The sequence below is a fragment of the Phytobacter cepae genome, assembly GCF_054165735.1.
This window is the reverse complement of record NZ_CM135107.1, coordinates 2,573,196-2,596,143: the sequence shown is the minus strand read 5'-3', so window position 1 is coordinate 2,596,143 and position 22,948 is coordinate 2,573,196. Positions and strand designations below refer to the sequence as shown.

At 49.3% G+C, this 22,948-nt stretch carries 17 protein-coding genes; 10 read left to right on the top strand and 7 right to left on the bottom strand.

What is annotated here, in order from left to right:
* Positions 1-94 precede the first annotated feature (94 nt).
* From ACUY4Q_RS12015 to ACUY4Q_RS11980, 8 genes are all read left to right on the top strand, one after another.
* Positions 95-1,684 carry a methyl-accepting chemotaxis protein gene (locus tag ACUY4Q_RS12015; protein WP_458042999.1) on the top strand — a complete coding sequence of 530 codons (1,590 nt, stop codon included), beginning with the start codon at positions 95-97 and terminating at the stop codon, positions 1,682-1,684.
* Between the two features lie 60 nt (positions 1,685-1,744).
* A complete protein-coding gene (gene glsB, locus ACUY4Q_RS12010; RefSeq protein ID WP_458047328.1) occupies positions 1,745-2,659 on the top strand; it encodes a glutaminase B in 915 nt (304 codons plus the stop codon).
* A complete protein-coding gene (locus tag ACUY4Q_RS12005) occupies positions 2,659-3,015 on the top strand; it encodes a DUF4186 domain-containing protein (protein WP_458042998.1) in 357 nt (118 codons plus the stop codon). The genes glsB and ACUY4Q_RS12005 overlap by 1 nt, the downstream gene beginning before the upstream one ends.
* 124 nt (positions 3,016-3,139) lie before the next feature.
* Complete coding sequence (locus ACUY4Q_RS12000) at positions 3,140-4,594, top strand: GGDEF domain-containing protein (protein WP_458042997.1); 1,455 nt, start codon at positions 3,140-3,142, stop codon at positions 4,592-4,594.
* Positions 4,595-4,775: 181 nt separating this feature from the next.
* Complete coding sequence (locus tag ACUY4Q_RS11995) at positions 4,776-5,768, top strand: sensor domain-containing diguanylate cyclase (RefSeq protein WP_458042996.1); 993 nt, start codon at positions 4,776-4,778, stop codon at positions 5,766-5,768.
* Between the two features lie 101 nt (positions 5,769-5,869).
* Entirely contained in the window at positions 5,870-6,838 is a 969-nt protein-coding gene (locus ACUY4Q_RS11990; protein WP_458042995.1) for a sensor domain-containing diguanylate cyclase, read from the top strand.
* Positions 6,839-6,918: 80 nt separating this feature from the next.
* The gene (locus ACUY4Q_RS11985) at positions 6,919-7,443 is read left to right on the top strand and encodes a GNAT family N-acetyltransferase (RefSeq protein ID WP_458042994.1); all 525 of its coding nucleotides are present in this window, start codon (positions 6,919-6,921) and stop codon (positions 7,441-7,443) included.
* Between the two features lie 117 nt (positions 7,444-7,560).
* Complete coding sequence (locus ACUY4Q_RS11980) at positions 7,561-9,012, top strand: tagaturonate reductase (protein WP_458042993.1); 1,452 nt, start codon at positions 7,561-7,563, stop codon at positions 9,010-9,012.
* A gap of 401 nt (positions 9,013-9,413) precedes the next feature.
* Here the strand turns inward: ACUY4Q_RS11980 and ACUY4Q_RS11975 are convergent, their stop codons facing one another.
* The 5 genes from ACUY4Q_RS11975 to ACUY4Q_RS11955 form a co-directional block, all read right to left on the bottom strand.
* A complete protein-coding gene (locus tag ACUY4Q_RS11975; protein WP_458042992.1) occupies positions 9,414-10,070 on the bottom strand; it encodes a DUF2931 family protein in 657 nt (218 codons plus the stop codon).
* On the bottom strand, positions 10,067-11,941 hold the full coding sequence (locus tag ACUY4Q_RS11970) for a type VI secretion system family protein (protein WP_458042991.1): 1,875 nt from the start codon (positions 11,939-11,941) through the stop codon (positions 10,067-10,069). Before ACUY4Q_RS11970 ends, ACUY4Q_RS11975 begins: the two co-directional genes overlap by 4 nt.
* Before the next feature lie 243 nt (positions 11,942-12,184).
* Positions 12,185-13,759: a methyl-accepting chemotaxis protein gene (locus ACUY4Q_RS11965; protein WP_458042990.1), complete on the bottom strand. Its 1,575-nt coding sequence runs from the start codon at positions 13,757-13,759 to the stop codon at positions 12,185-12,187.
* 259 nt (positions 13,760-14,018) lie between these two features.
* Positions 14,019-15,257 (bottom strand): EAL and HDOD domain-containing protein, encoded by a 1,239-nt coding sequence (locus tag ACUY4Q_RS11960; RefSeq protein WP_458042989.1) that lies wholly within the window; start codon positions 15,255-15,257, stop codon positions 14,019-14,021.
* Between the two features lie 379 nt (positions 15,258-15,636).
* The gene (locus ACUY4Q_RS11955) at positions 15,637-15,882 is read right to left on the bottom strand and encodes a DUF2543 family protein (RefSeq protein WP_458042988.1); all 246 of its coding nucleotides are present in this window, start codon (positions 15,880-15,882) and stop codon (positions 15,637-15,639) included.
* 313 nt (positions 15,883-16,195) lie between these two features.
* Between ACUY4Q_RS11955 and ACUY4Q_RS11950 the strand changes: the two genes are divergently transcribed.
* Positions 16,196-18,766, top strand: coding sequence for a bifunctional diguanylate cyclase/phosphodiesterase (locus ACUY4Q_RS11950; RefSeq protein WP_458047225.1), 2,571 nt, complete (start codon positions 16,196-16,198; stop codon positions 18,764-18,766).
* A 204-nt stretch (positions 18,767-18,970) separates the two neighbouring features.
* Complete coding sequence (locus ACUY4Q_RS11945) at positions 18,971-20,623, top strand: methyl-accepting chemotaxis protein (protein ID WP_458047224.1); 1,653 nt, start codon at positions 18,971-18,973, stop codon at positions 20,621-20,623.
* A gap of 104 nt (positions 20,624-20,727) precedes the next feature.
* Here ACUY4Q_RS11945 and ACUY4Q_RS11940 read toward each other — a convergent pair whose 3' ends face one another.
* Both ACUY4Q_RS11940 and ACUY4Q_RS11935 read right to left on the bottom strand, forming a co-directional pair.
* Positions 20,728-21,759: a methionine synthase gene (locus ACUY4Q_RS11940; RefSeq protein ID WP_458047223.1), complete on the bottom strand. Its 1,032-nt coding sequence runs from the start codon at positions 21,757-21,759 to the stop codon at positions 20,728-20,730.
* 27 nt (positions 21,760-21,786) lie between these two features.
* The gene (locus tag ACUY4Q_RS11935) at positions 21,787-22,770 is read right to left on the bottom strand and encodes a DUF1852 domain-containing protein (RefSeq protein ID WP_458047222.1); all 984 of its coding nucleotides are present in this window, start codon (positions 22,768-22,770) and stop codon (positions 21,787-21,789) included.
* Positions 22,771-22,948 lie beyond the last annotated feature (178 nt).

The following is a 22,948-nucleotide window of genomic DNA, read 5'->3' as shown; positions in this document are numbered from 1 at the left end:
CGCGCCCATCCAGGGCGCGCCATTCCTGCCCGTCATGGTTCTGTCATTATTCTTTCGTAGACTCACGTGAATCGTAAGGTTACAGAAGAATATCATGAACTTAAAACAAATTTTCCGCCGTATCTTTCGGCGCGTCACTCCACGGAATTTCGGCTTACTGGCAGGTATCTTCTGGATTATTGGGCTCTTTTCAGCCCTGCAAATTGCCACATCCATTTTGCTTTCTACCTCCCTGAACGACGCAAAGCACAACGAACAGCTGAATCAGCGCGCTCATCAACAACAGGTTAAGGTTGACGAAGCGCGCGTATCGCTACTGGCAGCAAGCGATCTGCTCAACCGCGCCGGTGTCTATTTTATGCAGGACAAAGAGACCGGTTCCGACGGTAGCTGGCATAGTCTGATGGATGAAACCCAGCAGGCGCTGGCCACGTCGCAGAAGGCCTGGCAGGCGTGGCAGTCTCTCAATCCTCCCAAAGATGAGGGGCTGGTTAACAGTTATCAACGCTTCTATGACGCCATTAAAGAGCAGGCGGATGGGCTGGTAAAAACACAATCGATTGACGCTTTCTTTGCCGTTCCGGCGCAGGCCTTCCAGGCCGATTTCAACGACAACTACGCCCGCTTCCAGCAGGCCAGTGAAAAGCAGGCCGAGCGGGGGCGTCAGGCCTTAATGGGCAATCTGTCTTCGCTACAGCATCTCTTTGTGCTGGTGCCCGCACTGCTGATTGTCATCGCCATTACTGTCTGGTTCGCTATGTCGCGGTGGGTTATTACGCCGCTGCGTCGTTTGATTGCGCATGTGAATACGCTTGCGGCGGGGGATTTGTCGGCAGAGTTGCCGGACATCAAACGCTTTAATCGGGAAATTGACCAGATTGGTCTGAGCATCGACACCATGCAACAGGGGTTACAGCAGTTGGTGATGCAGGTTAGCCATGCCACCCGTTCAATGGTCAGTCATATCGACACGCTTGCCGAAGGGAATCAAAAGCTCTATCAGCAGTCCACCCGTCAGGCGCAGCAACTCGCGGATGTTACCTCGCACATTGCCAGCCTGGAATCGCATGTCGAAGGCAATACCGGTTACGCCCAGCTCGCCCGCCAGCGCGCGGAAGAAGCGCGTAAAGCGGCGGCAGGGGGCGACAGCATGATGGACACCGTCAATCAGTCGATGCGCCACATTGTTGACCGGGCCTCAGAGATGCGCGGCATTGTTGAAATGATTGACGGCGTAGCCTTCCAGACCAATATTCTGGCATTAAACGCGGCGATTGAAGCGGCGCATGCGGGTAACCATGGTCGTGGATTTGCGGTGGTGGCGAAAGAGGTAGGCTTACTGGCGCGTAAAAGCAGCCACTCGACGCAGACGATTCAGCAGTTAATCAACCACTCCCTGCAGGGGATCGATGATGGTTCTGAGGCCGTGAGCAAACTGGAAGATAATCTGCAGAATGTCACCGGGCTGGTAGGGCATCTGAGCGGTCTGTTAAATGAGATCTCCTCCGCGACCCTGAGTCAGGGAGAAAACATTCACCATATGACCCGGCAGTTGCACTCACTGAACACGGTGGCGCAACGTACCGGGGAACTGGTGACCCACACCACTGAGGCTTCCGTCCAGTTACATGAGGATTCCCATCGCCTTATTCAGGCGGTCTCCCGTTTTCGTCTCCCTGCCTGAAGTTTGGTATACTCGCAGCCCGATTTAAGCGGCAAGTAAGGTTAAACAGTGGCGAATGTAATGGGAAATGGCGTGCTTGAAGCACTGCTGGAACAGGTGCGCCCGCTTTTGGGGCAAGGGAACGTCGCCGATTACATTCCCGCGCTGGCAAAGGTCAGCGGATCAAAACTGGGCATTGCCATCAGTACGGTTAACGGCGAGCACTACCAGGCAGGCGATGCGGATGAACGCTTCTCTATTCAGTCACTGTCTAAAGTGCTCAGCCTGACGGTGGCGATGAACCACTATGATGAAGGTGAAATCTGGACGCGGGTGGGTAAAGACCCCTCCGGTCAACCCTTCAACTCACTTCTTCAGCTTGAGATGGAGCAGGGAAAGCCGCGAAATCCGTTTATCAACGCCGGGGCGCTGGTGGTCTGTGATATGTTGCAAAGCCGTCTCAGTGCGCCGCGCCAGCGGATGCTGGAGATCGTCAGAAAGCTCGCCGGAACACCGGACATAGGGTTTGATAGCGTGGTGGCACGTTCTGAATTTGACCACTCGGCCCGCAATGCCGCCATCGCATGGCTGATGAAATCCTTTGGTAACTTTCACAACGATGTCACCACCGTACTGCAAAACTACTTTCATTATTGCGCGCTGAGAATGAGCTGCGCTGAGCTCGCGCGTACCTTTCTGTTTCTTGCCGATCGGGGCCGTTCACCGCAGAGCGATGCACCGATATTAACGCCTCAACAGACGCGTCAGGTCAATGCGCTAATGGCAACGAGCGGCATGTACCAGAATGCCGGTGAATTTGCCTGGCGGGTCGGTTTACCCGCCAAATCAGGCGTAGGTGGGGGCATTGTGGCGGTGGTACCGCATGAAATGACGATCGCCGTCTGGAGCCCCGAGCTTGACGAGGCCGGCAATTCCCTGGCGGGTATTGCGCTACTGGAGGCGTTAACCCAACAACTGGGGCGATCGGTTTACTGATGACAAATCTTGATTCTCTCTTCGCGCGGCTCTCGCGATCGACCTTTCGCTCCCGCTTCCGTCTGGGCGTGAAAGAGCGTCAGTACTGCATCGATAAAGGTGCGCCGGTGATAGCCCAGCACGCGGCGGATTTTGTTGCCCGCAGGCTGGCCCCCATGAACCCCTCTAACGATGGCAAACAGACACCCATGCGGGGTCATCCGGTGTTTATTGCTCAACATGCCACTGCAACCTGCTGCCGGGGATGTCTGGCGAAATGGCATAGCATTCCTGTGGGCGTCGCGCTGACGGATGCCCAACAAGGGTATGTTGTGGAGGTCATTTATCACTGGCTGGTACAGCAAATGAACGCCTGAGGCGAGCGAAGCGAGGTATTGGGCATGTTAGCAAGCTGTTATCAGAGCATTGCATCTGAAGCTTTGTGCTAATTTTTGCCACGCCCAATTGATTCGTACCGCCAATGAACTGGATTACTCCCTGATGCGTGCTTTTTTTGCTGGACCCTTCCGACCTTTTCGTCAGGGCAGACCGCTGGTCAATGCGGTTCTCATTTTTAGCGTAACCACGCTGTTTTACTTCATTGGCGCTATGCTGCGTTTAGTAGATGAACTGTCGCTGTTCTGGCCACTTAACGCGGTGATGGCAGGGGTGTTTGCCCGTTACGCCTTTCTGAATCGCTGGTATTTGTACCTGCTTTGCTACCTGGCGATGCTCGTCTATGACGGCGTGACTACCACCTGGGGCATGGCTTCGGTTCTGATTAATCTGTCCAATATGGTGTTTATCCTCACCATGGCCTCGCTGGTGCTGCGTGAAAAACACCGCATTCGTCAGACACCACAACCGATAAATGCCCTCAATTTGTTCAGCTACTGCCTGATCTCCGCCATGCTCTGTGCCCTGTTCGGCGCCGTGGCCTCGGTAGGTATCGGTGGGCTGGGTTTCATGACCCTCTATTGTGACTGGTTCAGTGAACAATTCTCGACCGGGGTGTTAATTCTGCCCTGCATGCTGACCTTCAGTTGGCCACGAAAGATCCCGGTATTAAAAGGTAAGCATCTGCTGCCCGTGCTGGCGCTGCTGGCGTCGGTCATGGTCTCCGTCAGCATAGGGGGCGCGGGGAGTCTGGCATTTCCGCTGCCTGCGCTTATCTGGTGCGCCGTGCAGTATCCGCTGCCGGTCACCTGTCTCGTCACGCTCCTGACGGGAGGCGTTGAAATCATCCTGATGGCGAATGGCATTATTAATATTTTCGTCGCCTCGCCGCTCGAAATGCCACGAATGTTTTCCGCGCGACTGGGCATTGCCACCATGGCGATTTGCCCCGTCATCGTCTCGGTGAGTGTGGCGACTATTAATCGCCTGATTCGCCAGGTGTCACTGAGAGCAGATTTTGATTTCCTGACTCTCGTGTATTCACGTTCGGGCCTTTATGAAGCGCTGCGTCATGACAATAATGTCTTTGCAAAAAAACACCTCACGGTGATGCTACTGGACATTGATTATTTTAAAAGCGTCAACGATAACCATGGCCATGAGTGCGGTGACAGGGTGTTGAAGTCTTTCGCTAAAAAAGTAAAACACGAGATTGGCGAGCAGGGCCTGGTGGCCCGGATGGGCGGAGAAGAATTTGCGGTCGTTGCAGCGACCACCGATCCGTTTCAGGGGTACCAATTGGCAGAAAGAATTCGCATCGCCATCGAAAAACATACCTTTATGTGGCAGCAAAATAGCTTACGCCTGACCGTCAGTATTGGTTTAAGTAATGGGCAAACAGGGGCTACAGGTCTTACCGACGTCTTCAACAAACTGTTGGCTCAGGCGGACGAATACCTGTATCAATCGAAGAGAGCAGGGCGTAATTGCACCAGTATGTCGGGTATACAACGATCGGAAAAAAACGTGGCTATGCATGAACAAAGGCCAGAGAGCTGAACGGGCGTAGCCCGCAATCTATAAGGCGAAACGATAGGGGTAACTTATTATATTGCTTGCTACTTATTTTTATCGTTAATAGTATAACTAAGTAAATGTTTCGGAATTACATCGCTTCATGAACGGGTCTGACAATTTGAATATAAGTTCACGGGTAACGGGTAGACCTTTTGTCAGAAGAATGTACCTGATGCGAATCCTGGGAACGTTTTTATGTTTCTTCCCCATTCTCTCTGTCCTTCTGGAACTTAACCGACCTTACTGGTTGATTGCACTGCTCAGTGCTAACGCATTTGTCTGGCCTACCGTGGCTTTTTTGCGTGCACGCCACTCGCCGACCCCGCTCACCGTTGAACACTATAATCTGGTTTTCGATGCCGCCGCCGGTGGATTCTGGATTGCGATGATGGCTGTAAATCCGCTGCCATCGGTGGTGATTGCTACCATTTTACTTTCCGATCGACTCTCGGCCGGTGGCTTCGACCTGATGCGTAAGGCCGGTATGGCGATGGCAGGTGCTTTTGCTGCGGCCTGGATTGCGCAGGGGATGCAGATTGAAGGGTTTGTGACCCAACGCACCATGTACGCCACTCTGCCTTTAATCGCCCTGTATATGGTCGCACTCAGCGTACTGACCGATACGATAGCGGTGAAATTGCGCATTAAAAGCCGTGAGCTGGAGCGCATCGCAATGATGGATCCGCTGTTGGATATTGCCAACAGACGTCTGCTCGAACAGCGCATCCAGGATGAACTGGATCTTTACAATCGGGCACCCCGACACTCGGCGCTGATTTTTATCGATATTGATAATTTCAAAGAGGTCAACGATCGCTTTGGTCATGAAGTAGGTGACGCGTTATTGGTGTCGGTGTCAAAAATTCTTCACGCCGCCACGCGCAAGAGTGACACACCTGCCCGTCTTGGCGGCGATGAGTTCGTGATTCTCTTGCCCGACACGACGCCGGAAGAGGCGATGGTGGTCGCCACCCGCATTCTTGAGGCCTCGGCGCTGCTGACCGTGAAGCCTGAACACCGGTTTCGCTGCACCCTCAGTATCGGTATCGCCAGCGCTGCACCGGGGATGTTCCTTGTGCCCCACTGGCTGAAAGCCGCCGACGATGCGCTATACCGCGCAAAACGTTTGGGAAAAAACCAGATCTACGCCCACTAAACTTGCTGAATACGCTACGCTTTATGCATGACACCGCGACGTTAACGCCTGGTTCTCTCATCGCGGAAAACATCAGGTAATGAATAGCGAGAACGCACCCTATGAAAACACCTGCACTGCCTGCTAATGAGGAACAAAGGCTGACGTCGTTACGCGACTCCGGCCTGCTCGACACCGGTACCAATGAGCGTTTTGACCGTCTGACCCGACTGGCAAAGCGGTTGTTCAATGTGCCGGTAGCCCTGGTCACGCTGGTGGGTGAACATACGCTCCATTTCAAGTCCAGTGACGGGCTGCCTCATGAAAATTTGCCGCGCGATATCTCGTTCTGCGCCCACACCATTCTCAGTGAATCGCCGCTAATTATTAACGATACTCGCGAGGATTCGCGCTTCGCCGATAACCCGTTGGTCATCGGTGATTCAGGTTTATTGTTTTACGCGGGTTACCCGTTGCATCTCCCGGACGGGGCCGTGGTGGGGTCATTTTGTTTGATTGACCAGTCCCCACGCGATTTCTCATCTGCTGAACTGGATATCCTGAAAGATTTTGCGCTGATTGTGGAAAATGAGTTCGCGGTAATGAGCGCTGCCACCACCGATGAGCTGACGGGGTTGTTCAATCGTCGGGCGTTCGACAGTCTGGTGAAATTTGCCATTTCAAGTGCACGTCGCCGTGCGGAGCCGCTGGCGCTGGCCTGGCTGGATCTCGATGGTTTCAAAAAAATCAATGATACCTGGGGCCACAGCGAAGGGGATGAAGCGCTTAAAGCGATGGCAGACATTATGCGTGCCAGTTTCCGTGACGCCGACCTGCTGGTGCGGTATGGCGGTGATGAATTCGCTGTGCTTTTCTCTGACACACATGAGAAAGGGGCATGGATAGCCGTAGATCATCTGGCCGAACAGACCAAAGCCTGGAATTTGACCTCCGGTAAGCCCTGGAAACTGGCTTTCTCATGGGGCGTGAGCGAGTTTGATCATAATGGTGACGGCGATGTTAAGCCGTGGCTTAAGGATGCCGACAGTAAAATGTATGCCATGAAATCGGATAACCAGCATACGCGCTAGCGTCATCATAAAAAACGATGACAAGGTTGGTTGTGTTATAAAAATGTTAAATGCATAGTGGTTATTTTTAAGGAGCAAAAATGACCACTTCTTCGCTTTATTCCCTGTCGGCTGACGACATCCTTTCGCGCATTGATGAACTTTGCGACGTCCTTGAAAACTGCGTGCAAGGCGGGGCCTCCGTCAGTTTTATGCTGCCTTTTGGACGGGAAAAATCCCAGGCCTTCTGGCTAAACGTCGTGCAAAGCGTCAAGCGTGGCGAGCGGATGCTGCTGGTCGATGAGCTGGAGGGCGAGGGGATCGTCGGTACGGTACAACTTATTCTCGACCAACCCGAAAATCAGCCGCATCGTGCGGATGTGGCTAAATTGCTGGTACACGATCGGGCACGGCGTAAAGGCGTTGCTGGTCGTTTAATGAATGCGCTGGAAACCGCCGCGCGAGATAACGGCAAGTCGGTGCTGGTTCTCGACACCAGCACCGGCAGCGGGGCAGAAACATTTTATGTCAACGCGGGCTGGGAAAAGGTGGGCGAAATTCCGCGTTATGCATTGATGCCGGACGGGGAAATGACAAGTACCAGCGTTTTTTATAAGATTTTGTGATAGCCCTTAAATTTGTCTGCTCACTTTGATCAAAACATGGGTTCATGGTTTAAAAGTCTGATAAGTTATTACACCAATCTTCCGAGGTTGTATGACTAATCAAAAAAGGAACCCATTGTGAACACTGTTAACCGTCGCGATTTCCCCGGTGCGTCTTACCCTGAGCGCGTGATTCAGTTTGGTGAAGGCAACTTCCTGCGCGCTTTCGTTGACTGGCAGATCGATTTGCTCAATGAGCATACGGATCTCAATGCTGGTATCGTGTTGGTTCGTCCAATCGATAGCACCTTCCCGCCATCACTGAGCACCCAGGATGGCCTGTATACCACCATTATTCGCGGGCTGAATGAGCAGGGTGAAGCGGTCAGCGATTCACGTCTGATCCGTTCTGTTAATCGGGAAATCAGTGTTTACAGCCAGTACGATGAGTTCCTGAAGCTGGCCCATAACCCGGAGATGCGCTTTGTCTTCTCCAATACCACTGAAGCGGGTATCAGTTACCATGCCGGTGACAAATTCGATGATGCGCCTGCCGTGAGCTATCCGGCAAAACTGACCCGTTTACTGTTTGAGCGCTTCACCCATTTCTCCGGCGCGGCCGATAAAGGCTGGGTGATCATTCCTTGCGAACTGATTGATTATAATGGCGATGCACTGCGTGAGCTGGTGCTGCGTTATGCGCAGGAGTGGGCGCTGCCAGCCGCATTTACTCAGTGGCTTAATGATGCCAACACCTTCTGCTCAACGCTGGTTGACCGTATCGTCACTGGTTACCCTCGTGATGAAGTGGCAAAAATTGAAGCGGAGCTGGGTTACCACGATAGTTTCCTTGATACCGCAGAACACTTTTACCTGTTTGTGATTCAGGGGCCGACGTCGCTGGCGCAGGAGTTACGTCTGGACCAGTTCCCGCTTAACGTACTGATTGTTGACGACATTAAACCTTACAAAGAACGTAAAGTTGCCATTCTCAACGGCGCCCATACTGCGCTGGTACCGGTCGCTTTCCAGGCGGGGCTGGATACCGTCGGCGAAGCGATGAATGACACGCAAATTTGTGCGTTTGTTGAAAAAGCGATTTACGAAGAAATTATTCCGGTACTGGACCTGCCGCGTGATGAGCTGGAGTCCTTTGCCAGTGCGGTGACAGGCCGTTTCCGCAACCCGTACATTAAACATCAGTTGCTGTCGATCGCGCTAAATGGGATGACCAAATTCCGCACCCGTATTCTGCCGCAGTTGCTGAAAGGGAAGGAACAAAACGGAAAATTGCCAACCCGTCTGACCTTCGCCCTGGCGGCGTTGATTGCATTCTATCGTGCCGAGCGCAACGGCGAAGCTTATCCCGTGCAGGATGATGCGCACTGGATTGAGCGCTATCAGCAGTTGTGGAGCCAGCATGGCGACCGTCAGATAAGCACAACTGAACTGGTCAGATCGATTCTTGTGGTCAGCGAACACTGGGAGCAGGATCTGACGCAGATTCCAGGATTGGTAGAACAAGTTTCGTTAGATCTCGACGCCATTCTTTTACGTGGGATGCGTGAAGCGGTAAAACCTCTTTGCTAAGGTGCGCTAAATAAGTCGCGAAAAGGGAGTCCTGTTCATCAGCACTCCCTTTTAATTTGCAGCATCATTAGTTACAACATACCAATCGCGTTTTTTTAAAGCGGGTGCCTCAACATCAGCGCCAAAAACACAAATTGCTCATCAGGATGGTGGTTCCTTTCTATACTTTACACTGCAACATCAGCGTCGACTCTGTCGACCAGGGAAAAACGTTGTCGCCGATGCTGGCGCAACCCGAACGAAGAGAGGAACAAGCAATGGAAAAGCTGGAAAAAGCGTTACCGCTCGTTATGGGGCTGGTATTCGGTATCTCGCTTGTTGCCACGGCATGGGATATCTCATTCGTCAGTGCCTTGCCCTGAGTAGTTGCCTGAGAGGGGGCTCACCCCCTTTCGGGTCTATTACCAGCTACCGTAGGGGTAGGTTTTATCTCTAATGAATTCCTGAGTAGTTTTGGTATAACCATACCCCTGAGTATGGGTTGTGATGCCTTTACAGACATCCAGTTTATCGCCCGAGAGGGTGGTGATTTTTTTCGGGGTAAGCGGGATATTCTCAACGGGGGCGCTGTTCTGCAGCCAGATGCGAACTTTACCTTCGGGTGCCAGACCAAACAGCAGGGTGTCATACCATGCCGTATCGCCGTAACTGTCCTTGCCGGTGGGTGTCAGCATGGTTTCACGCAACGAGGGTTCGAAAATAATGCGCGTTTCGTAGGTCCGTTTATCGATGATGGAGTCCCAGCAGAACAGCATTGCTGCGGGTGGATATGTGGCTTTGTTAAACAGTACCTGTATGTAAACCTGATTATTCCATGTTGAAACAGTACCAGCATCATCAGGCGTGTTATCCAGGGTGCGAAAAACGGACACCATACCGTCTTTATCAATGATCATGGCCCGGGTGACGCTCGCAGGGAGGGCATGAGGAGTAAAAAAAACAAAATCCCATTTCCCATAGGGCATACCACCAATTTCAGCGGCGGTGCGCTGTCCATGAGCGGTGCATCCCGTTAGCAGGCTCAGCATAACGAGCGAGTATTGTGCTATCTGTTTCATAGTTTACGCCCATCCATGTCGTAAATTGTCCGTAGCCAGTTCTCATCTGGTCGGTTAACAAATCCAATCAATTTGGAAAGTGCCGCGCCTCCCTGAATCAACCCCTGATGGTTTGAAACAATGGCATTCCAGTGTGCTGAACAGTGAGTAAACTGCTCGGCAATGATATCCAGCTCAGCCTGACTGAACGGTGAGCCGATATTGCCGGAACGAACTGCTTTTCCCATGGCAATAGCTTTTTCGCAAAGAGAGGTAAGTTCATGAGGAAGGCTAAATTTATCGTCTTCCTGTATATCATCAAATAACACACCAGCCTCTTGCGCGGCATCGAGCATGACCCGTAGCACCACTTTCGACCAGTCGTTTTTGACCTTCCTGTTTCGTAAGGTAATGGCCGCATAATTCCTTTTTTGTGGTACGCCATAACGGTCCGGCTGCAATCGATCGTCAAACCAGGTTTCAGCCGAGACCTCGCTGGTGCGCATAATGGGTGCCATCGTGGGTGCCTGATCCAGCACGCTCATTTGCTTTACAGAGTAACGATACCCTCGGGTTTGCTCGCCCGGCAGCCGGGTGGGAACCGTATCGGTTTCGGGGCGAGTGAGGAATAAATTTTCCGTGGAAACCGGAAGGTAGCCGCCGCCAATATCCGAGTGCACACCAGGCAGGCTAAGTTCTGGCCATGCGGGTTTAACACTGTTAAGGGCAAAGTTGAACCGACATTCATTTGCAGCCGTAATATGGAAGACCTTTTCCGCCACACCAGGTCGTAATACGATATTCACATCACCGGTGTCAGCCGTGTGGGGGTTTAAACCATTTGCCGGTGTGCCAATCGCGGCCACGGTGTCAATAATGCCGATAAAGCGAATCTTGCCAGCGGGTGCACCGTGGTAGATCGTGTCTCCTAATCCTTGGCGGACAGCGTCGATAATTGCGGACTCTTCAGAATGAATGCGGTTAGCAAAATGTCGGGCCGCCGCCGCACCACGGCTGAAACCAAAAAGGTCAAACTGGAGGGATTTGATAACGAGTTCGGTATCTGCATGTAGAGTAGAAGATATCTGTTGGATACTTTGCTTAAGTGTTGCGGGAATAAGGGAAATGGCTTTGTCCGTTTTGGCTAAAACGCCGGTATCGGAAATGCCTAGACCTTGTCCAATAATGCTGTCAGGCTTGCCTGCTTCAGTACCAATTCCATCAATATAGATTGCTTGCTGTATATCTAAATCATCAGCAAATAAATTTTTCCTGTACAACGTCGCCAGCCAGTGCACATTGGTGTAATGCCCCAAATAACTGGTTGCACTGTTACCCGACACACCAAATGAATCATCTGCACATCGTCGCCACAGCGCTTCTGCATCAGGGTCAGAAAAACCAAAGTAATTAGCCGAACAAACCTGCTGCATGTTGTGGGTGTTGACAGCATTGTTGCCAGTACCATCAAAGAAAATCCCGAGCGTGAGTGTGATTTCTCGTTGCTTTTTCTCAGGCCCGGAAAAAGCTTTTTCTTCTGGAGCGTGTTGTACACCTGACGTTAATCCCTTACGGGCTGCCTGCGCCCGTTGTTCTGGTTCACCCTGTTCGTCATAGGTTCCGTAGTCAACGTCCAACATTGATGCGATAAATGATGACTGACATGGGCAACTGCTTTTGCTATGCAAATTGCCGGCCATTCGCCTGCCACCTCGATAAATTTCTGGTACGCCGCCAACGATCGTGTAGACACCGGAATATCGACCACATGTGACATGATCGGACTCACGTGCTTGTGGGATCCCGTGAATGTTGCAGTCGTCTGAGCCATCAATAATGACCCCACCGCAGGTGGTTTTGTCTCCAATGACCAAAAAATGACCTATTGCCATAATCCTCTTTCCTTGAGTTGTAATCCTTTGCTCGTTGATTGCGAGGGTGAGCGTCGCCCCTGACAGTGTGAGCATTTAAGTGGCATACGTAACGTAGGCAGTAGAGTAAATGAAAGATATTGGTGAGGAAGCGGGTCGCGTGGTGTTTAAGGGGGATAGTGCGAAATTAGGATATCGGTATGGGGAAAAAAACAGGTAAAAAGACGCCGATCATTCGGCGTCCTGATTCTCAGCCATCAATGACTACGCATTTTGCATCCGCAACTGGAAAAAGCGTACGGAATCACGCAGCATTTCGCTCTGCTCGGTCATTGACTGGGCTGCGACAGCGGCTTGCTCAACCAACGAGGCGTTCTGTTGGGTGACGGTATCCATCTGATCAATGGCCATACTGATCTCTTTAATACCCTGATGCTGCTCGGTTGAGGCGGCGGAAATCTCTGCCACGATATCGGTCACTTTATTTACTGAAGACACAATCTGCTCCATCGCACGGCTGGCCGTATCGGCATAACGTGAGCCGTCGGTAATTTTGTCCACCGTCCCTTCAATCAAAAGCTTGATCTCTTTGGCAGCAGAAGAGCTCTTCTGAGCCAGATTACGGACTTCACCGGCAACGACGGCAAAGCCTTTGCCTTGCTCACCGGCACGCGCGGCTTCGACCGCGGCGTTTAACGCCAGAATGTTGGTCTGGAAGGCAATGCCCTCAATCACCGAAATAATGTCGACAATTTTCTGCGAGCTATGGGCGATTTCATGCATACGTTTAAGCATGTCATCCACTTCTTTACCGCCTTTAACGGCGGTCTGAGAGGTCTCCCGCGCCAGTTCGCTTGCTTTACGGGCGTTATCGGCATTGCTTTTCACGTTTTCAGTGATTTGCTGCATATTGGAGGAGGTTTGCACCAGTGAAGCCGCTTGCTCTTCGGTGCGCTGAGACAGATCGCTGTTACCCTGAGCAATCTCATTGGCGGCCAGCGATATAGATTCGCTACCGTTAATGATGCCATCAATGATTTCGGCCAGCTTACTGTTCATCAGCTTGATGGTGGCCAACAAACTATTGCTATCGTTATCACGTAGTTTCACGTCAGCTTTGAGATTGCCTGCAGCGATTTCATGCATGATGGAAACGGCATAGGCGGGTTCTCCCCCCAGCTGGCGGGATAAACTGCGGGAGATAAACAGGGCGATAAAGCCGGTGGCAATCAGGGCCAATAACAGCAGGCCCGAGAAGGTGTACAGCGCGCTGGTATAACCTGCCAGGGAGGCGCGCCCGGCGGCGTCACCCATTGCCACCTCCTGATCGACCAGTTTTGCGAGGTCAGCCATGAGCGTTGTGCGATATTTTGACGAGACCGCACCGCTGATTTTGGACGCTTCATCCAATCTGCCGGCGCTAACGGCTTCGATCACTTTGCCATTTACATCTACAAAGTTTCGGAAGTTATCGGCAACTGTTGTAAAGAGGGCGCGCATCTCTTCCGGGGCTTCCTGACTGAGCCTGGCATACTGCTGCTGGGCATTGAGGAAGATGGCTTGATTTTGCAGCAACTCTACGCGATGTTTTTCCCGCTCCTCAGGAGTGACTGAGGCAATATACTGCGTTTGTTGTAAACGCATTTCAGATAATACGCCACGCATTTCGAGCGTATAGCGAATGCCGGGCATACGGTTTTCCCGGAATTTGTCGATGTGCTGATTACTGGCGTTGAGTTGATAAATTGCAACGGCGCCTAAAATGAGCATCATTGCAATGAGAATCGAAAACCCCGTAAGTAATTTTGTTAATACTGATGCCTGAGACAATTTTTTCATGGTCGTCATTTTTGTTATGAATGGTAATAGTAATAACGGCACGAAGGCGGGAAGATTGATTTTATTTAATTGATCTTAATCACACAATTATATCGTCATAAAGATGTGAAAATGCCCAAGGTGTTAATTTGGCTTAAGGTGTTTTATAAATGTTAAAAATGTGAATTATTTGAAAAAAATTTGCATCTTGTTAATGTGAAATAACGTTTCAATTGAAACAATTGCAACCAGTAATAATATGGGGCGAAAGGGGTTGGGGTTATTTCCCAAACCCTACCGGTATTTCATCTGCCCATTTAGTGGCTCTGTTCATCATTTTCATTATGGTGTGCTCAGAAATACCCAGCTCGCCTGCCATGTCACTGGCTTCCGTCCACAAACGCTGCTCATAAAGCTGCGCCAGGGTGACATAACGATAAAGCTCACCGTCCTGATGTTTCAATGCCTTAACGACATCCGGCGACACTGCGATTTGCCCCATCAATTCATCCAGCGGGGTTTCAAGAATGACATCCAGTAAGGAAAACAGACCCACCATAAACGCTTCGCTCGCGACTTCATGTGAGGCCGTTCGGCTGGCCAGTAATTCGCAAAATTTCGCGCGGATCAGGCTAAGATAATAGATCTCAGCGGTTCTGACGGTTTCAAATGACGTTAAGCAGGCCACCAGCACGAAACGGCGTAGTTCATTGATCCCCAGATAGAGCACGATATCTTTTAATGACTGATTACGAAAACCGGTGAGTCCTCGGGTGTTATAAAGGATATTTTGCGCATAACGCATGATTTTAAACGAGAGCGAAACATCCCGCTTTAGCAGATCTTCAATACGGTTGAGATTCGGGAATTCAACGTTAATTTCCTGCATAAGCTTGAGGGCAAATGCCCGATTATGCATCAGTTTGTTTCTTTTATAGACAACGGGCTTGCTGAAAAAGTAGCCCTGAAAGAGCTTGAAGCCCATTTTTTTAAAGGTTTCATACTCCTCGTTGGTTTCAACTTTTTCTGCTAACAGCACGGTGGTTCTTAACCGCTGATGGTTATTGCTAATATATTGATCAATTTCCTGGGCAGTGTTTTTTTGTACATCGAATTTAATCACGTTGATGTACGGAATAAAGGCGTCCCACTCGGGGCTCATGGTGAAATCATCAAGCGCAAGGCGAAAACCCAGGGTATGCAAACGTTTTACGGCGATTAATAGCTTGTGATCGGGCGTCGACGTTTCCAGAATTTCGATCACCACACGGTTTTTTGGCAAAGTTTCCGCGAGACCGTCAACGATTAATTGATGCGGAAAGTTGACGTATACAGAATTCGTCTCATTTTTACGCCCTACGGGCGCACCAAAAAACTGCTCTTCGATCAGTTGGGTCGTCGCCTGTTCCGATGAGACATCAGGGAAGCGGTTGGTCATACTGTCCCTGAAAAGCAGCTCATAGCCGACGGTGTTCATTTGATTATCGAATATCGCCTGTCTGGCTACAAAAGCGTACATTTTCTACCTCGTTAATCCACTCGCACTCATAACTCTACGTGATACAAGGTACCTTAACAGGGTAGCGAAATGAAACTGTTAATGCTGCAAAATATTTGCGAAATAAATGTTAAAACCAGACGAATGACTGATAAAGGTCACACATTCCTGGAAATGTGCACACTTTGTTTATTAATGCATCTCACAGCTGACCTGTTATTTGCAGCAGGCCGCGCTTCCGCAAAAAGGAGAGCGGGTTTACATCACAGTTCAAACATCTTGCCGCAGGGGAAAAGAGATTGAAAAGCATAAGTTGAAGAGGCACATTTTTCTGCGTGCCACCATGGAACTGGCCCGACTTAGCGGACCAGACCGTTTTCAGGGGGCAGGGGAGCAATAATTATTCATTGCCCCATTGGTTCAGGAAGTTCGCGATCTCATCTATGCGCGTGGCATTGATACCCGCTTCAACAGCCATCTCCCCCTGTGCTTCTTCGCTGATTTCTTCATTATTCATTAAACGGGTAAGCAAAAGCTCGAAATAGCGCGCTAAAGCATCGCGTTCGGCATCATTCACCGGCTCATCGGTCTCCGTCGCGTACTCATCAGCAATGTCATAATATTTCAGCGGTATTTCTTCGTTCATCTTTTACTCCCAGGTCAACACCAGTATCAGTCAGGCTATCAGCTCAGCCCCGAATAATAGCATTGATCTCCGCGGTAAGCGCGGTGGAAGTGGGGGGATGCACATCTCTGTGATGCTACCATGACGGCACTGTTTTTACGGCATAGGTGCTGGCTCAGAGCCTGATGTCACCCGCAAAAATGACTTTTCCAGTTCAATCTCGACTGCGTCTCAGTAATGCAAAATTTTATTACATTCCGGGCAGAAAATGCCGATAAGCATTGAACAGATGAACCGGGCCGATCCCTGGAATAATAACGTTGAGAAGTGTGATATGAGCGGCAATAACAGAGATCTAACCTACGAAGAGCCTGGCAAATCCAGATGGTTGATAATGAGAACCTTTATCATTCTGGTTACGGTTGTTGTGTGTGTATTTATTTTTGCCTTGAGTTCTCTGTTTTCTATTTCAAAGCAGGTTAATGGCATTACGGACAAGCATGACAGTTTTTTAATCACCCAGGCCTTTGACAAAAGGCAGGTTGATATAAAAAATCATTTACAGGATAACGCTGAGTGGGGTGAGGCATATATTCATTTGCATAATAAAGTCGATACTCAATGGGCCTGGGGCAGTCAGAATCTTGGTAAGTCTATTTTTGAAAACTTTGGCTACGAAGGCGTATTTGTGGTTTCTGAGGATGGCATCACTCGCTACAGCGTTGTTAACGGAAAAAATAAACAGCAAGATGTCAAAATCTGGCTTGGAAGCCAACAGTTTTTGGATGAGCTCGTTGAGCGTGTCAGGCAAAATAAAGGAAAAACCGTATCATTACTTGCAGTAACCCAATCGGTATTAAGTGTGGTCTCAGCCGCATGGATTTTACCGGGTGATGATAATAATGTGGCGTATGAGCCAACTGAACACTCGATGATGGTGTTTATTGATCAGTTGACACCGACCAAGCTGCAAAAAATAGGCAATGAAATCGGCGTTAATAACGTTCATATCATTAATGATTCTCCGCAGGATTTCATTTCTAATCGAAGAATTCTCTCTGTTAAAGCCCATGCCGGCAATGTGAGTATAGGTTGGGACAGTGAAAATCCCGGCAAAAGCCTGTTGCTCGTACAAATACCCTTGCTCTTTATCATGATGCTCGCGACCGTGACGCTTTTGCTGGTCTTGCTTCGCTATTTATTAAATAAAGCGAAAATTCAGGATCAAAAAACAGTCCTGGTCTGGCAAACACGGCAGGCGCTGCAAAAAAGTGAGGAAAGATTCCGGGATGCCAGCGACATGACAAGCGACTGGTTATGGGAGGCCGATTCATCTTTAAATATCACCTGGATATCAGACAGATTTTCGGGCGTAACGGGTCTTGAGAAGGACGACTGGCTGGGTAAAAACCTGTCAGCACTGTTTCCCGAGCAGTATCCCGCGCTGCAAGCATGGCGCCAGGAAGAGCACAATGTTCATCAGTTTGTTGCCGAAAACTGTCGTTATCAAACAAGCGAAAATGGGATGCGTGTTTGTTCCCTTGTCGCCAGGCGATTTACCCTCGAAAACGGCGCATCAGGTTACCGGGGCGCCGTCACGGATATTACTGATGAAGTTGAAGCAATAAAACGTATTCACTACCTTTCATTTCATGATGAGCTTACGGGTTTACCTAACCGTCATCATATTCAACAATCTCTTAGCGCTCATATTCATGCTTTACACACCAGTCCTTTCGCCCTGATCAGTATTGATCTGGATAAATTTAAACCTGTTAACGATTTATTTGGCCATTCAGCAGGCGATGCCCTCCTGCGGGATGTTTCAGTACGCCTTCAGCGTTGCCTCAGAAAATGCGATCTGGTTGCCAGGCAGGGCGGAGATGAGTTCCTCATCGTGGTGTCAGCGGTAGATGAAATTAACAATCTTAGTGAGGTGTGTTCCCGAATCCTTGAGGAATTGAATACGCCATTTATTGTAGAAGGGAATGAAATATTAATTGGTGTCAGTATGGGGATTTCACTTGCCCCTGAACACGGCACAAACAGCCACGATCTCTTACGGTATGCGGACATCGCTTTGTACCGGGCAAAGCAAACGGGGAAAAACAAATGGGTGCTGTATCATCCTGACATGTTCCAGGAAATATCAGAACGCAGAAAGCTTGAATTGGCGTTAAGGCATGCGATACAAGCCAATGAACTTTTCCTTGTTTATCAACCTCGATATAACATTAATAATAATAGCATTGATGCCGTAGAGGCCCTTGTTCGCTGGTATCATCCAGTAGAAGGCATGATTATGCCTGATACCTTTATCAGCGTCGCTGAAGACGCAGGGTTGATCATTGATTTAAGTGACTGGGTGTTAACCCGGGCCTGCACCGATGCACTTATTTACTTCAAAGATAAATCTATTTCAGTCAATATTTCAGCGTTAGAATTTGGTACCAGCGATCTGTATACGCGAATTGTTAGAATTATCGACGAGACAGGGTTTGATCCGCACCGACTGGAAATTGAAGTGACCGAAAATGTGGTCCTCGCCGATCCTGATAATACGTTTAATACAATGAAGAAATTGAAAGAGTTAGGGGTTCGTTTCCTTATCGATGACTTTGGAACAGGCTATGCCTCCGTCAGTTATCTGCGTAAATTTCATTTCGATGGCATTAAGCTCGACAGAAGCTTTATTAATGCTATTGACGATTCAGTGGAAAGCCAGAATGTGGTTGAAAAAATGATCGCACTCGGTAAAGCCTACTCAATGGAGGTTACCGCAGAAGGGGTAGAAACGGTAACGCAATTTGATTTTTTGAAAGAGAATAAATGTGACGTTCTTCAGGGCTATTACATTGGTAAACCGGCTGAGCGACAGTCTGTTGATTTCAGTTTTAAAAAATAAGCATATCAAATCATTGTGTTAGAATGAGGGGGATCTTCCCCCCTCATTCTTCATGTCTGTGAAAGCACGCGTGTGCGCCACAATTATCCCTAAAGTTAAACGGGTTATGATCCGATAAAGTAAGAGTGGCCTTAAGCAACAATTTATTATGAGTAAGACTGACTTTACAGCAGCTTAACGTTCAATACCGACATCGAGGGACTTATGATTATAAAAAACATGCAAGTAGGAACACGTATGGGGACGGGTTTCTCACTGCTATTACTGATGCTTGTAATCATGGGGGCAAGTTCGTACTGGCTAACCGTCAACAGTGAAAAGAAAGTCGATGAGATTATTACCTGGCATTTAGTGAAGGAAAGATTAATAAGTGACTGGTTACGATTAGTTAGCAGTAATAATGGCCTGGCACTTGCTGCAATGAGTTCGCAGGATGAAAAATTTCAGAATGAAATTTTGAAAACAATGAAAAAAAATTCCGAGCAAATAAATACTCTGCAAAAAGATCTCACCCCATTGCTGCGGCTGGCAACAGGAAAACGTCTTCTGGAAGAGGTTATCACCGCCAGAGAAAAGTACGTCGCACTTCGTCAGGATGGGTTTAAATTGGCCAGGCAAGGCAATGCGGATCTTACTAACGCCTACATTTCAGCACAATTTTATCCGGCTACTGAAGAGTATGTTAATGCCCTTATGGCGCTGAGGGCGTTCCAAAAATCCCTGATCGATCACTCTTATCTTGCGGTTCATCAAGAGTCATCATCATCCAAAACCATTATTCTTGCTTTTATTCTGCTGAGTATTGTTTCCGGGGTTGTTATTGCGTGGTATATCACCCGCAGTATTACTCGTCCGCTGGCAGAAGCGGTCTCTATTGCTAAACGGGTATCTGCTGGCGAGTTAACCGTAGATGTTCAGGTGCATTCAAAAGATCAGTTAGGTACGCTGCTGTTATCTCTCAAAGAGATGATAACGGGTCTGAATACCACCGTGCTGCGGGTGAGAAATGGCGCGGAGAATATTTCTTCTGCCGCTAACGAAATCAATGCAGGGAATCAGGATCTAGCGTCAAGAACAGAGTCGCAGGCGGCAAGCGTTGAGGAAACAGCTGCGACGCTGGAGCAGTTAACCGCGACCATCAAAAGCACCGCAGAAAACTCCCGCAGCGTTAATCATCTTTTCACTGAGGCGGGGAGCGTCATCAATAAGAACAGTCAACGTATGCATGACGTCTCTTCAAGCATGCAGGATATTTATGCGGCATCCGGGCAGATGAACGCGATTGTTACGGCGATTGAAGGGATTGCCTTCCAGACGAACATTCTGGCGCTGAATGCTGCGGTAGAAGCTGCACGTGCGGGGGAGCAAGGCAGGGGATTTGCGGTGGTGGCTGGCGAAGTCAGAACACTGGCGCAGCGGAGCTCTTCTTCAGCGAAAGAAATTAAGGAAATTATAGGGTCTTCCCTGGGGAAAATTGACAGTTGCCGTATGTTAGTCGACGAAGCAGACCATGGGATGAAAGAGATCGTGTCCAACGTTGCCAGCGTTCAGAAACTGGTCGATGAAATCACTAAAGCCAGCCTGGAGCAAAGCGATGGCGTTCATCAGATCAACTTAGCGATGGGGCAAATCGACACCACTACGCAGCAAAATGCGTCGTTAGTTGAGGAATCTTCTGCAGCCAGCGCCGCTTTACAAGAGCAAGCTATCAGCCTGGTGGATAGCGTAAAAGTGTTTACCTGTCATGACGCCGGGTTGGTCTCTGCTATAAAAGCACGCGAACCAAAAAGCGAACCTAAGGCCCGGGTGAAGCAAAACGCGGGAACATTGGCCGACACTAACTGGACGACGTTTTAAATGCAGTAAGGCTGACAATAGCGGGTGTGGCATAAAAAAGAGTCCGCTTGCGGACTCTTTTTGCTGCCAGGGAGGGTAAACAGAGGGATTTTAATCTCAGGATGTCACCGAGAGGTGAGCTCCCGGCGGACAATCTCTGCACCCGCGCTCAGTGCGTTCAACTTGCCATTGGCTACCTGGCGAGACAACGGCGCCATGCCACAGTTGGTGGAAGGATAGAGCTTATCGGCGTCGACAAATTGCAGCGCTTTGCGCAAGGTGCTGGCAACGTCCTCTGGGGTCTCGATGTGATGACTGGCCACATCAATGGCGCCGACCATCACTTTTTTGCCACGAATCAGTTCAAGCAGATCCATAGGCACATGCGAGTTATGGCACTCCAGTGAGACGATATCAATACTGGACGTTTGCAGTTTAGGAAACGCTTCTTCGTATTGTCGCCACTCTGTCCCCAGCGTCTTTTTCCAGTCTGTGTTGGCTTTGATGCCGTAACCATAGCAAATGTGCACCGCGGTCTCGCATTTGAGCCCTTCGATGGCTCTTTCTAACGCCGCGATACCCCAGTCATTCACTTCGTCAAAAAAGACATTAAAAGCGGGCTCGTCGAACTGAATAATGTCGACGCCAGCGGCTTCTAACTCGCGGGCTTCTTGATTGAGAATTTTGGCAAATTCCCAGGCCAGTTTTTCGCGGCTTTTGTAATGCGCATCGTAAAGCGTATCAATCATCGTCATCGGCCCCGGCAGCGCCCACTTTATGGGTTGTCTGGTCAGCTTGCGTAAAAATTTGGCATCGTCCACAAACACCGGCTTCTGGCGAGAGACGGCTCCCGTGACGGTCGGCACGCTCGCATCGTAACGATTACGGATTTTCACCGTCTCGCGTTTTTCGAAATCAACGCCACTGAGATGTTCAATAAATGTGGTCACAAAGTGTTGGCGTGTTTGCTCTCCATCGCTAACGATGTCGATCCCTGCGCGCAACTGATCAAACAACGCGAGGCTAAGGGCATCTTTTTTCCCTTCAACTAACTCGTCGTTGTGTAATTTCCAGGGAGACCACAGTTTTTCTGGTTCGGCGAGCCAGGACGGTTTAGGCAAACTGCCGGCGGTTGAGGTGGGGAGCAATGTTTTCATAACAGGTGACCTTATCGTTTTAATTAATCAAAGCGCGTACTGAGCAGACCATTGCTCCAGAATATTCTTGTATTTTTTAATGAAGTGTTCTTCGGTAAATTTTCCCTGCTCGATAGCTAACTGACTGCGTTCATCACGGTCATAAACAATTTTTGTTAATGAGTGATCCTGATGATTCAGGTTGGGCTGATAGTCGTGTCCTGCCGCGGAGTTAGCATTGTAAATCTCAGGACGATAAATTTTCTGGAATGTCTCCATCGTGCTGATCGTGCCGATCAATTCCAGTTCGGTATAATCGCGCAGTAAATCGCCAATAAAATAGAACGCCAGGGGGGCAACGCTATTTTCAGGCATGAAATAGCGGACCTGTAATCCCATTTTTTTGAAATACTCTTCCGTCAGCGATGTGCCATTTTGCTGATATTCAATGCCCAGCACCGGATGCCGATTCCCATTCTGCTGGTAAGTGTTTTTATTCGACACGCTCAGGCAAATCACCGGGGTTTTACTGAAATTCTCTTTAAACGCCGTTGAATTCACGAAATGTTTAAAGATATTGCCATGCAGACAGCCAAAGTCCTTCGGCAGGCTGAATTGTGCCTGGCCGTCATTATGTGCGGGCAATAAGACGCTGAAATCGTAATCGCGAACGTAAGAAGAGAAGTTATTGCCCACAATGCCTTCAATACGCTCGTTGGTCTTTTTATCAATAATATAGGTTTTGAGTATCTCGATAGCCGGGAAAGTGGCAGTACTGTTTTCTGCTTCGATATTCATCTCGGCAGAGATGATTTCCAGCTCAACGGCATAACGATCGCCTTTAGGGTTGTCCCAGCTTGCCAGGGTATTAAAACGATTGTTGATCATCACTAACGTATTGCGCAGATTCTGCTGACGATTGTCACCTCTGGCCAAATTAGCAAAGTTGGTGGTGATCCGCGTATTTTCTGAAGGATTATAATTTTCATCAAAAGCACTGCTTTTAATGGTGAAAGTAAAATTTTTATTCATCGCGATCGTTACCCCAGGTGCTGATATAGAGACAGAATGTATTTCTGCACGTCCGCCAACGGCGGCGTTATCTCTCTTCGTGTTATCAATAAGTTAATAGGGTAATGTTATGCCAGAGGCAGGAGGGGAGAGAAAGCGACTTAATTTCACTGCAACATGAGTTATCTTCATGATCGGG